The sequence below is a fragment of the Bradyrhizobium sp. SZCCHNRI1009 genome, assembly GCF_032487575.1.
Classification (GTDB): Bacteria; Pseudomonadota; Alphaproteobacteria; order Rhizobiales; family Xanthobacteraceae; genus Bradyrhizobium.
Map to the genome: position 1 here is coordinate 25,831 of NZ_JAUEUL010000040.1, position 11,921 is coordinate 37,751.

Here is an 11,921-nt window from a genome sequence, read left to right on the forward strand (position 1 = left end):
AATTACCCAAATATCCGCTGAACCTAACATCATGTTATTTTTTGACGAGCGCCGCCTTCCCCGGCCTCGCAACCTGCCGCCGGCCCGGCTCCAGTGCGCGCATCTCGGCACGCAGGCAGTCGATGAAGTGCTCCGCGTAAAGCGACAGCGGCGTGCCGCGCTTGACGGCGATGTAGGTGTCGAACCGCGTCGGCTCGGCGATCTTCAGCAGCTCGATGCCGGGATAGCCGCCATGCGCGACCGTGAACTGGTCAATCACCGCGATGCCGAGCCCCGCCTTCACCAGCGCGCAGACCGTGGTGCCGAAGCGCGCCTTGATCGAGATGTTGTAGCTGAGTTTGTTGCGCGCGAAGATCTCGGCCATGATCCGGCCGTAAGGGTCATTGGGATCGATGCCGATCAACGGATAGCGAGTCATCTCCGCGGCGGAGACCTGCTTGCGGCCGGCGAGCTCGTGGCCTGGCGGGACGATGCAGAACAATTCGCCTGAGGCGAGAGGAAGGAATTCGAGCCCGGAATGATCGAGCCGGTAGCTCATCGCCACGCACTCGCCCTTGCCCAGCATCAGATAGTCGATCGCCTCCTCGATCTTGAGGATGTTGATGTCGATGCCCAAATCAGGATAGCGGCGGCGGACGCGCTCGATCGCGCGCGGCACCATCACCTGGGAGATGCTGGGCACCGAGCCGACGCGCAGTTCCGACAGCGCGCCGCGGCCGATGTTGGAGATGATGTAGCTGAGATCGTCGACCTTCTCGTAGACGCTGTTGATCTGCTCGAAGATGTTCTGCGCCTCGGGCGTCGGAAAGTAGCGGCCGTTCTGGCGCTGGAAGAAGCGGATGCCGAGCGAGCGCTCGGTGTATTTCACCAGACGGCTGACACCCGGCGCCGACACCTTCAGCAGGCGCGCGGCGCCGTTGATGGTGCCCGTCACCATGACCGCGCGAATGACCTCGACCTGTCGCAAGGTCATCATCGGCGCGGTCCCCGCACGCCTTCGGCCGGAATCACGGACTGCCCGGCGGCGTCAGCACGACCGGCGGGCGCGGCACCGGCCGTGGGCGCGGCGGCAGCGCCCCCGGCGCGGGCTTGATCTCGACCGGCGGCGGCAAGGGCGCGACTTGCGGCTGGCTCGATGCCATCGGTGCCGCCGGCTGAGGCGCAGGGGCGGGAGCGGAGAGCGGCGGTGTCAGCGGCGACACGACGGCGCGCGGACCACCCAGCTTGGCGCGCGGCTCGCGCCGTGGATCACGACCGGGCAGCGGCACGTCGGCCGCGCTCGGTGCCGCCGGGCCAGCCTCGGGTGCACCGGGCAGCGACGCCGTCGACGATGGATAGGCCGGCGGCACCTCGCCGCGCGCGATCGCATCCAGACGCCGCGTTTCGCGATCGATCGCGCGCACCGCCAGCCACGACGACAGCGAGGTGACGTCGACCGCGCGCGTCAGCGCCTCGGACGTCCCGACCACGAACAACTGGATCTCCGGACGGCTGTTGGCATTGCCGACCGTATTGGCGCTCAGGCTGGCGCGAATGTCGGCATTGTCCGCCGGAATGTCGAAGCCGCCGGACACGATGACGCGGGCGCCTTGCGCGTCGAGCGTGGTGGCGCCGACCCGCAGCCGGCCGTCGCGGATGATGAAGGGGATCTGAGCAGACGCGACCGGCAACGTCCCCGACGTCAGCACCGGCTCGATCACCTGCCGCAACTTGCCGTCGTCGCTCACCTGGCCGGCGTCGGCCGCGCGCAACGCCGCATCGAACGCCCGCGGGTCGAGATTGGGGAGCGCCGCATTGTCGAGCGTCACCGTGCCATTGCCCGAGAGCGCATTGACCAGTGCCTGCACGCTGCGTCCTTCGGCGGCGAGCGTCATCTGGGCCGAGACCTTGCCGGCCGGCATCTTCAGGCTGTGATAGCGCAGCGCGTTGCCGTCGATGCCGGCGAGCTCGACGCGGCCGTTCAGGACGAGACCATTCGCGTTGGAGCGCGCATCGACGGTCGCGGTGACGTCGCCGCCGCCGAGCTTGCCCTTGAGGTTCTCGATGGTCAGCGACTGGCCGTCGCTCTTGATGGCGCCGCCCAGCGGATGCAGATCAATGCCATTCAGAATGGCGCCGCTGAGGGCCTGGAACGAGACACGCCCGCGCCACCCCTTCAAGAGACCTGCGCCGAGAGGCTCGGCGGGCTCACGCCCGGCCGCTCCGATCAGCACCGAGACCACTTGCGGCACGTCGAGCGCATCCAGCCCGAGCTCGCCCTCGATCTGCTTGTCGTCGTCGAGAACCAGCGCGAGCCGGCCGCGCAGCCGCGATCCACCCACCGTGCTGTCGATGTCGTCGAGCGTCAGGCGATTGTTGGAAAGACCGAGACGGCTGAACAGGCGGACGTTCTGCGCGCCCGGATCCTGCGGCTTCAATCCAAACAAGGGCGACAGGTTGGCGCTGCGCAGGCGCAGATTGACGTTGGCCTTTGCGGTGTCGCCCCAGGGATCGACAGTGCCTTGCGCATCGCCATCGAGACCGGCGCCGGAGAGCTTGGCATTCACCCGCAGCGGCGCCCGCCAGCCGCCGGTCACGCTGGCATCGAACTGGGCCGGACCTGTGCCCGCCGCCGCCACGCGATCGAGCCCGAGCAGCGCCAGCACGGCGCTGCCCTGCTCCGACGACACCCGGCTCTCGATTCCAAGCTCCGTTCGATCGATCGCATCGACCTCGAAGCTGCGCAGCGCCGCGGCCGAGGGTTTGGCCGTCAGCGTCGCCGAGCCCTTGAGTTGCGGCGCGTCGAGATCAAGCACCGCCTTGGCCTGGCTGCGATCGGCATTGGCCGGATCCTTGGCGAGATCGAGCGTGAGCTTCAGCCGGGCGGCGCCGGCAGGCGTGCCGAGCGCATCGAAGCGGGCGGCGATCTGCGGCGCGAGCGGCTGCAGCAGTGCCGTGACCTCCTTGAGCGAGCCGGCCATCGAGGTCACCACCAGCCGCCCGGTTGCATCGGCGCGATCGAACCGGCCGGAGCCCTCGCTCGTCACGCCGCTGCTCTGGCCGAACTTGATCTGGTCGATGGCGATGGTCTTGGGATCATAGGAAAAGCGCGCGGTGAGCGGACGCAGCTCCTGGCCGCTGAGCTTGGCGCGGGCGACGTCGAGCGCCACGCTGGCCTCCGCCGGCCACTCGCCGGTGACGCCGACCAGCGAGCGGGTCACGGCCATCGCGGCGTCGAGATCGAGCCGATCGCCCTTCAGCACCGCCTCGAAACGCGAGCCCGGCCCCGCTGGCCGGTTGACGAGAGCGACGCGTCCGTCGACGGAGCCGCCGTCGATATCGGCCTTGAGGCTGTCGATCGCGACCCGCTCCGGCGCCACGTTGAGGTCGCCGCGCAGCCGCAGCGGGCGCTGGGTGCGATAGCTGCCGTCGCTGCGGCCCTGCAGCCAGGCCACCAGCGTGTCGGGCTCCGACGATTCGAGATCGAGCGCGCCGGTGAAGCCCGATGTCACCGAGGTCGAGATGCCGATGGTCCGGAACGTCAGCCGCGTCGAGCCGGGCGCGCGCAGGTCGACCTTCTCGAGACTCCATGCCGAAGGTTCGTTGTGCAGGTCGGCGGTGAAGTTCTGTACCGGACGGCCGGAGAGCATGATCTGCTCGGTCGCGAACTGCACGTTGGCCGGCATCGGCAAGGTCGGCAGTTGTGCGATCCAGTTGCGCAGCGCCGGCAGCACCAGCGCGGGCGCGATCGCCCGCCGGTCCTTGATGTCGTCCTCGCCGGCCAGGAGCTTGTCGGCATCGAGCTGGCGTGCGGACAGTGAGGCTTTCAGCACGGGGGCGGCGCCGAAACGGATGTCGCCGCTGCCCGCGAATTTCAGCGAGCGATCCTCCTGGCCAAAGCTGACCTCGATCTGGTCGAGCTTGGCCGACGCCTGGTCGCCGACGACCTTGGTGGCGATGCGCCAAGGCGTCGCGCCAGCCTGGCTCAGCGGACGGGCCTTGGCTTGTTGGGCCTGCTTCGCCGATGGCTCCTTCGCAGACTGGGCGGGCTTGTCGTTGTCGGCGCCCTGCTCCTTCGGGGGCGACGACAGCGTCAGCGCGCCCTCGAACTTCGGCGAGCGGTTGGGAAAGCTGATGAGGCCTTCGATGTCGGCCATCACGGGACGCTCGCCCGGGTCGATGTTGAGGTGGACGCGCAGGCCGTTGGAGTCCTTGTCCTGGCTCGACGACACCCGGAAGGGGTAGCGGCCGCCGCGGATCGACACCGCGCCGTCGCCGCGCAGCGAGCCGGCCAGCGAACGCACGTCGCCGGAGAAGACGATGTCTGTCAGCTCCAGCGTCGAGCGGCTGGCGGCGTCGTGCAGGGCGACTCGGCCGGTGAGGTTGAGCCGGTCGATCGCGAGCGCCGCCAGATTGAACCGGCCCGACGCGGCCGGCAGGTCGACCTGGCCCTTGGCATCCAGCCCGAGATCGGCCGCCATGCCGCCGATGGTGAGCTCGTTCGCCCGCCACTCGCCGCGCATCAGATCGCCGAGGCTGAGCTCGACGTCGAGCTTGTCGGCGCGCAGCTTGCCGAGATCGTTGGCGCCGCCGAAGGTGACCTGGCGCAGCCGCAAGGTCGGCGTCGGCAACAGCCGTGCGTCCAGCGCACCGGCGACCCGCACGGGCACGCCAATGATCTTGCCCGCCTCGGCCTCGAACTGCGGCCGGAACTGGTTCCAGTCGACGAAGTACGGGCCGATCAGCGCAGCAAGGAGCGCAAGGATGAAGGCAATCGCCAAGCCGAGCAGGGTCGTCTGCACGGGGTCTCCCTCAAAGGACAACGCTCCGGCGTCCCAACCTTAAAGCCAATACGGCCGCGGCCCACTGGCATCGATACCGGAGCGCTGCATCATATAGGATTAAGTATGGCGAAGTCACAGCGCTGTCGGTATTTCCGGGGGCGTTGCACAATTCCGTTAACGAAGATGGTTACCAGTGCGCCGGCAGCCGCTTCAGGCCGCGCAGCACGAAGGTCGGCCGCCATTCCGGGTTGTCGGGATCGTCCAGCTTCAACTCCGGCAGCCGGCGCAGCAGGGTTCCGATCGCGATCTCGGCCTCGATGCGGGCGAGCTGCGCCCCCAGGCAATGGTGGATGCCACCACCGAACGACAGCGGCTTCACGTTGGCCCTGGTGATGTCGAGCTGCTCCGGATGATCCGGATAGACCGCAGGATCGCGGTTGGCGGAGCCCAGCAGGCACAGCACGCTCTCGCCCGCGGGGATCCGGCGGCCGCCGAGATCCTCGATGTCCTCGAGCGCCACCCGTCCGGTGAGCTGCACCGAGGAATCGTAGCGCAGGAACTCCTCGATCGCGTTGGTGATCAGCTCCGGCCGCGCCTTCAACAGCGCCAGCTGGTCCGGATTGCGGTGCAGCGCCAGCAGGCCGTTGCCGATCAGGTTGACCGTGGTCTCGTGCCCGGCGCCGAACAGCAGGATGATGTTGGCGGTGAGCTCCTCATTGCTGAGCTTGGCGCCGTCCTCCTCGGCCTGCAGCAGCTGCGTCGTCAGGTCGTCGCCGGGATGTTTCCGGCGCAGCTCGAACAGGTGCTGGAAATACGCCTTCGATACCGCGTTGCCGGCATTGCCCTCGGCGATCTCGGCCTTCGACAGCGGCACCGGCTCGAGCAGCCGGCCGCCCTCGCGCGAGCTCTTGTAGAACGCTTCGCGGTGCTCCTCGGGAATTCCGAGCATGTCGCAGATCACGGTGACCGGCAGCTTGAACGCGAAGTCCTCGATCAGGTCCATCCGGCCGCGCGGGATGATCTCGTCGAGCGTCGAATCGACGATCGCCTGGATCCGTGGCCGCATGTCCTCGACGCGGCGGGCCGTGAATGCCTTCACCACGAGGCCGCGCAAGCGCGTGTGATCCGGCGGATCCTGCTGCAGCATCCAATGGCTCATGCTGCGGAAGATCGGCTCGTTCATGATGTCAGGGCCGTAGCGCCGGATCGAACGCGCGACGAAGTCCTTGCCGAAGCGCTTGTCGCGCAGCACCAGGCTCGATTCCGCATGCCGGCTGGCGAGGAACGCCCCGAACGGCGTCACATGCATCGGGTCGTTGTCGCGCAGCTGCGCATAGAAGGGATAGGGATCGCGGATGAACTCCGGCGACAGCGGATTGAACAGCGGCGCGGCCTTGGCGGCCTGAACATGCTCGTTCATGGGGTCCCTCTCCCTGGATTGGCCGATTAGCTCACGCCCGCGCCGCGATGGCAACCGGCTAGTTCACACATCATGCCGCAGCCCCCGCCGTCTTTAACCTGTGCAACTGGCCGGCAACGAGGCGGACCCGGCGCGGGGCCGCGATCCAGATCGCCGCCGCCGAGACGAAGGCGCCGAGGAAGGCGATCACGAAGCCCGGCGTATAACTCAGGGTGTAGTCATACAGCACGCCGGTCACCCACGGCCCTGCTGCGCCGCCGCATAGCCCGATCAGCATCAGCGTTCCGAAGATGCTGCCGAAATGCGCGCCCTGGAATATCTCCAGCGCGACCGCGCCCATCACCGAGGTCAGGCCGTAGCCGAGCGCGCCCTGCGTCGCCACCATGATGTAGATCAGCATGAGCGACGGCGCGGCCTTGAGCGCGATCAGCGCGGCGAAGCAGATCGCGAAGCCGAGACAGCCCAATCCCCACACCGCCTCGCGCCCCAGGCGGTCCGACAGATGGCCGAGCGCGATCTGGCCCGGGATCCCGAGCAGGCTGACCGCGCCGAGCGCCCACACCGCGACGCTCGAGCTGAAACCGATCTCGAGCAGGTATTTCGTCTGGTGCACCTGCACCGCGTACCAGACGTAGAGGCCGAAGAAATAGCCGAGCGCGAGCCACCAGAACCGGCCCGTGCGCAGCGCGCGCGAGAGCGTCCAGTCGGTGCCGGCCCAGGCGGCGTCGACGACGTTGGAGACCGGCTTGGCCGCATTGGCGAGCGGCGCGGCGTCGCCGTCGGGACGCAGGCCGATCTCCTCCGGCCTCTTGCGCAGCAACAGATTGATCGGCGCCAGCACGACCAGCACCACGATCCCCATCGCTGTGCACGCCGTGCGCCAGTTGGTCTGCGCGATCATGTGCTGCACCCACGGGAGCAGCGTCATCGAGCCGATGCCGACGCCCGCGAAGGCGATGCCGATCGCCAGCCCGCGCCGGCGGATGAACCAGTTCGGCAGGAACAAGGACTGGCCGGAATAGCCGAGGCAGACGCTGCCGGCGCCGACCATCACGCCAATGGTGATGTAGAGATGCCAGGGCTGCGAGGTCAGCGGCGCCAGCAACAGTCCGCCGGCCATCAGCGCGACGCCGAGTTCCATCACCGCGCGCGGGCCGGTGCGGTCCATCAGCCGTCCGATCAGTGGACTGACGATTCCGGAGGCGACGAAGCCGAACGAGAACGCGCCGGCGGTGACACCCCGGTCCCAGCCGAATTCGGCGAGAACAGGCGGATAGAACAGCGAGAACGCGGTGCGCGCATTGACCCCGACGGCCATCGTGACGAAGGTCACGGCGACGATGACCCAGCCATAATAGAACGGCAGGCGCATTGTTGTTGTTTCACTCCCTGGTGCATCCTTCGCCATTTGCGTGCGAATGGGTCAAGGATTTTCTGCGCGGGCGACGGCGGTGTCAGCTACCTGCGAGGTCATGTGTGCGGTGCACTGTTCCTCTGCCCCCCGCTGTCGTCCCGGCCTAGTGCGCAATTGCGCACGCGGCGCCGGGACCCATACCGCGCGATCTCACGAGGGACAGGGCTGACAGTTGCGCGTCTCATTCCCGCCGGTGGTTATGGGTCCCGGCTCAAGGCCGGGACGACACCGCGTATGTGGCGAGCTTCGCCGGATCATGGCTGCACGTCCCCGCAGCGCGATCTGCGCCCGAGCTTTGCTTGCTCACTCACCCTCCTCGAACAGGAGGGCGCAGGGAAGGCCGGGCGCCGGCCGCGCCCGTGGCCCGCCTGCTCAAAAAAATGCAGGCGGCAGGTACCACAGGTTCAGCCGAGATCGCCCGGCCCTCCCTGCGCGATGGTCTTCACGCTTATATGCAGGCTTCCTGGCGCTCGGCTTGTTGGCCGCCATGCGCGACAACGCCTTTCACGCGTTGCGCGGTGATACCAGCGTCGAGGTATCAGAACCCTGCAACTTCACGTCCGCAAGAACGTCGTTCGTCCGCACATCCAGGACATGCTGCCAAGGACATGCTGCGAGCTCTCGCGGCCACCGCTCCCCGCCTCGCGTGTCGTGACGATCGCGCGCAACGCCCCTCCATGATGAGGCGGGATGCGCGGAAAGATCGCGGTGATTTGCCCGACGACGCAAGCGAAATCATCTGCGACAAAGTAACCCGACGGGCAAACAGCGTTCCGTCGTCATTCCGGGGCGATCGTCCAAACGCGTCTGCGTCTGGACGATCGAACCCGGAATCTCGAGATTGTTGAAAGACGGATGCAAGCCAATGTCGAGATTCCGGGTTCAAGGCCTGCGGCCTTGCCCCGGAATGACGTCGTGGGGCGACGGCGAACTAATAAGTTGCGTTCTACGCCGCGGCCTTGGCCTCGTCGGCGCCATGGAACGCATACACGTCCATGCGCAGCACGCCGTAATTGGCGCTGTTGTGCAGCCGTTCGACGCGGGCGCCCTCTCCCGCGGCGCCGAGTGCAGCGAACAGCGGCAGGAAGTGCTCGTCGGTCGGATGATTGTCGCGCGCATGCGGGGCGAGACGGCGGTAGTCGACGATGTCGTCGACGCGGCCTTCGATCGCGGCCTTGTGCACCCAGTCGGCGAAGTCGACCACCCAGGACGGCGCCGGGTCGTCGATATCGAGCCGGCGCTTGCGGAATTCGCCGAGATTATGGGTGAAGCTGCCGCTGCCGATGATCAGCACGCCCTCGTCGCGCAGTGGCGCCAGCGCGCGGCCGAGTGCGAGATGATGTGCCGGCCCGCGCTCGGTCTGGATCGAGAGCTGCAGCACCGGAATGTCGGCCTGCGGGTACATCAGGAGCAGCGGCACCCAGGCGCCGTGATCGAGCCCGCGCTCGCGGTCGATGCCGACCGGCAGCCCGGCCGCCTGCAACCGCGCCGCGACGGCCTGCGCGAGATCGGCCGCTCCCGGCGCGGGATAGCGCAACTGATAGAGCTCACGGGGAAAGCCGTAGAAATCGTAGATCGTCTCGTTGGTGGCGACCGCATTGACGGCGGGGATGTCGGTCTCCCAATGCGCCGAGATCACCAAAATCGCCTTCGGCCGCGGCAGGCGGCCGCCGAGGCTGACGAGGAAGTCACGCGCCGCCGAATCCGTGAGCGGCAGCATCGGCGAGCCGTGCGACAGGAAGATGCTGGGAAGGGTCATGTCATCTCTCCTCGGACTGCTGACACGTCGTCAAGATCACGTCGTCAAGATAGCGCGCCAAAACCACAGCTGTCGTCCCTGCCAAGGCAGGGACCCATACCGCGTGATCGACACTCGAGGCAGGCTGAGTATCGACCGTCGTTCCCACACCAGTTCCGCCTGTGGTTATGGATCCCCGCGTTCGCGGGGATGACAGCGAAGGTGTGGCGACAGTCGCCGAATCCAACGTCAATGCGCGCTGCGCAACTGACCGCCGGCAAGGCTGCTGCGCAGGCCGCCCAGCGCGTAGGCGCCGTCGCCGAGCAGGGCCTGGATCACCAGGGTCACCGCCCAGAACGCCGGATACTCCCAGCCGCCCTTCGGATTGTTGAAGAAGAACCCGGCGGAGCCATGCACGGTGAAGATGGCGCCGAGCAGGATCGGCACGGCGGCGAGCGCCACCCAGCGGGTGTAGATGCCGAGGATCAGCGCGATGCCGGCCAGGATCTCGGCGGTGATCACCAGATAGGCCAGCTCGGGCGGCAGGCCGATACTGCCGAAGAACTTGGCGGTGCCGGCCGGCGTGAACACGAGCAGCTTGAGGCTGGCATGGGCCAGAAACAACCCGCCAAGGGTGAGGCGGAGCAGAAGCGCGGCATAGGGCGCGGTACGGGAATCGATCATCGGAACCTCCGGTGGGGACCCCCAGCATATGGATCATTTCCCGAAAGACGATAATCTGATACAATGGAAATTCAGTTCACACCATAAGAGTGAGATGATCCAGTGTTGGACCGGCTGACCGGACTGGAGGTGCTCTCGAAGGTGGCCGGCTCCGGAAGCCTGTCGGGCGCGGCCCGCCTGCTCGGCATGTCGCCGACCATGGTGACAAAGCACCTTGCCGCGCTGGAGACGCGGCTCGGCACCAAGCTGTTTCACCGCACCACGCGCCGGCTGACCATCACCGAGGCCGGACGCCGCTATCTCGACCTCGCCGAGCGCGTGCTCGGCGACTTCGAGGCGGCCGAGAGCGCGATCGCGGCCGACCGCGTCGAGCCGCGCGGGCTGTTGCGACTCAACGTCCCGCTCGCCTTCGGCACGCGCCAGATCGCGCCGCTGCTCGCCGGCTTCGCCGCGCTCTATCCCGGAGTCAGCGTCGAGCTTGGGCTCAATGACCGGCTGGTCGACCTGATCGAGGAAGGCTGGGATCTCGCGATCCGCATCGGCACCCTCAAGGATTCTAGCCTGGTGGCGCGGCGGCTGGCGCCATGCCGGATGATGGTCTGCGCCGCGCCGTCCTATCTCGCCGCGCATGGGACGCCGCGCACCACGGCCGATCTCGCCGGCCACAACTGCCTCGGCTACACGCTGGCGGCGGCCGGCCCGTCGCGCTGGCGCATGGGCGGCAAGGCCGCGGTCGATGTCACCGTGAGCGGCAATCTGCGCGCCAACAATGGCGATGCGCTGCTCGCGGCAGCGCTCGCCGGGCAAGGCGTGATCTACCAGCCGACCTTCATCGTCGGCGACGAGATCCGCGCGGGACGGCTGGTGCCGCTGACGCTCGAGGTGCCGCCATCGGACCTGCTGGCGGTGCATGCCGTCTACCTGCCGGATCGCACGCCCTCGGCCAAGGTGCGCGCCTTCATCGACCACCTCGCGGCGGCCTTCGCGCCGGAGCCGCCCTGGGATCGCGATCTTGCGTGAGCGGCGTCAGTTCTTCGTGACGTCGCCGCGAACGAACTGAGTTTCGGGCGAGCCTCAGAAATCCATTCCGCTCATCCTGCCGCCGGACGGCGTGGCCGGAGCCGCCGCCTGCTCTCTGGGGAGTTCGGCGACCATCGCCTCGGTCGTAATCAGCAGGCCCGCAACGGAGGCAGCGTTCTGCAGGGCGGTCCGCACGACCTTGGTCGGATCGATGATTCCCTTGCTGATCATGTTCCCGTAGTCGTCGGACTGTGCGTCATAGCCGTAAGCATATTGATCCCGCTCCAACAATCTGCCGACGATGACGGAGCCGTCGGCTCCGGCATTTGCCGCAATCTGGCGCGCCGGTGCTTCCAACGCCTTCATGACGATACCAAAGCCATGCATGATATCCGGATTTTGCCGAGCAGATTGCCAGCCCGCTCCCCGCGTCCGTGAATGACGGCGAGCGGATTCGCGCCTTTCTCTGAGGTTGAGAATCATTTCTGTCAGATAGTCGATCAATTCGGCTTCGAGCGAATCGGGAAGCTGCAAACGATGGACACGCTGAAAGAAGAAATCCGGATAGACGAACGGACTGTCGGAATTCAGCAGCTTCTCGATGGATGCGAAGATCTCGTTCAAGAGCCTGTTGTTCAACAAGGACTGCTTACGAAGCAAGCGCCCCAGATCGTGCGTGTCAGACATCGCGAGGTCGGAAATGCTGTCCGGCTCGCTCTTGCTCCTGAACACCCGGCTCAGGGACTGCCTGGCGCGCAACAGCGCAATGCCGCCGCCCGGCAGGATGCCTTCCTCGACAGCCGCACGGGTCGCATGCATCGCGTCATCCACGCGATCCTTGCGCTCCTTCACCTCGACCTCGGTCGCGCCGCCGACGCGGAT

General features: G+C 67.1%; 8 protein-coding genes. 1 reads left to right on the forward strand and 7 read right to left on the reverse strand.

All coding sequences use genetic code 11. From position 1 onward, the window contains the following. Window positions 1-34: 34 nt before the first annotated feature. The 6 genes from QX010_RS32450 to QX010_RS32475 all read right to left on the reverse strand — a co-directional run bounded on the left by QX010_RS32450 (window position 35) and on the right by QX010_RS32475 (window position 10,019). Window positions 35-976 carry a LysR family transcriptional regulator gene (locus tag QX010_RS32450; RefSeq protein ID WP_316183616.1) on the reverse strand — a complete coding sequence of 314 codons (942 nt, stop codon included), beginning with the start codon at window positions 974-976 and terminating at the stop codon, window positions 35-37. 31 nt (window positions 977-1,007) lie between these two features. Then, window positions 1,008-4,781 carry an AsmA-like C-terminal region-containing protein gene (locus tag QX010_RS32455; RefSeq protein ID WP_316183618.1) on the reverse strand — a complete coding sequence of 1,258 codons (3,774 nt, stop codon included), beginning with the start codon at window positions 4,779-4,781 and terminating at the stop codon, window positions 1,008-1,010. A gap of 169 nt (window positions 4,782-4,950) precedes the next feature. Beyond that, entirely contained in the window at window positions 4,951-6,183 is a 1,233-nt protein-coding gene (locus tag QX010_RS32460; RefSeq protein ID WP_315805531.1) for a cytochrome P450, read from the reverse strand. 70 nt (window positions 6,184-6,253) lie between these two features. After that, the gene (locus QX010_RS32465) at window positions 6,254-7,555 is read right to left on the reverse strand and encodes an MFS transporter (protein ID WP_316183619.1); all 1,302 of its coding nucleotides are present in this window, start codon (window positions 7,553-7,555) and stop codon (window positions 6,254-6,256) included. Between the two features lie 988 nt (window positions 7,556-8,543). Continuing rightward, complete coding sequence (locus QX010_RS32470) at window positions 8,544-9,356, reverse strand: class III extradiol ring-cleavage dioxygenase (protein WP_316183620.1); 813 nt, start codon at window positions 9,354-9,356, stop codon at window positions 8,544-8,546. Between the two features lie 228 nt (window positions 9,357-9,584). Continuing rightward, on the reverse strand, window positions 9,585-10,019 hold the full coding sequence (locus tag QX010_RS32475) for a DoxX family protein (protein ID WP_316183621.1): 435 nt from the start codon (window positions 10,017-10,019) through the stop codon (window positions 9,585-9,587). A 102-nt stretch (window positions 10,020-10,121) separates the two neighbouring features. On the opposite strand from QX010_RS32475, the gene QX010_RS32480 reads away from it, so the two are divergent. Then, window positions 10,122-11,039, forward strand: a complete 918-nt coding sequence (locus QX010_RS32480; RefSeq protein WP_316183623.1) for a LysR family transcriptional regulator — start codon at window positions 10,122-10,124, stop codon at window positions 11,037-11,039. A 54-nt stretch (window positions 11,040-11,093) separates the two neighbouring features. Here the strand turns inward: QX010_RS32480 and QX010_RS32485 are convergent. After that, window positions 11,094-11,921 (reverse strand): TCP-1/cpn60 chaperonin family protein (locus QX010_RS32485; RefSeq protein WP_316183625.1); only part of this gene is annotated, 828 nt, incomplete at its 5' end.

What these genes read in the sequence shown, in the direction of transcription:
- QX010_RS32450 (WP_316183616.1), bottom strand. Translation starts at nt 976, where the DNA reads ATGATGACCTTGCGACAGGTCGAGGTCATTCGCGCGGTCATGGTGACG.
- QX010_RS32470 (WP_316183620.1), bottom strand. Translation starts at nt 9,356, where the DNA reads ATGACCCTTCCCAGCATCTTCCTGTCGCACGGCTCGCCGATGCTGCCG.
- QX010_RS32465 (WP_316183619.1), bottom strand. Translation starts at nt 7,555, where the DNA reads ATGCGCCTGCCGTTCTATTATGGCTGGGTCATCGTCGCCGTGACCTTC.
- QX010_RS32475 (WP_316183621.1), bottom strand. Translation starts at nt 10,019, where the DNA reads ATGATCGATTCCCGTACCGCGCCCTATGCCGCGCTTCTGCTCCGCCTC.
- QX010_RS32460 (WP_315805531.1), bottom strand. Translation starts at nt 6,183, where the DNA reads ATGAACGAGCATGTTCAGGCCGCCAAGGCCGCGCCGCTGTTCAATCCG.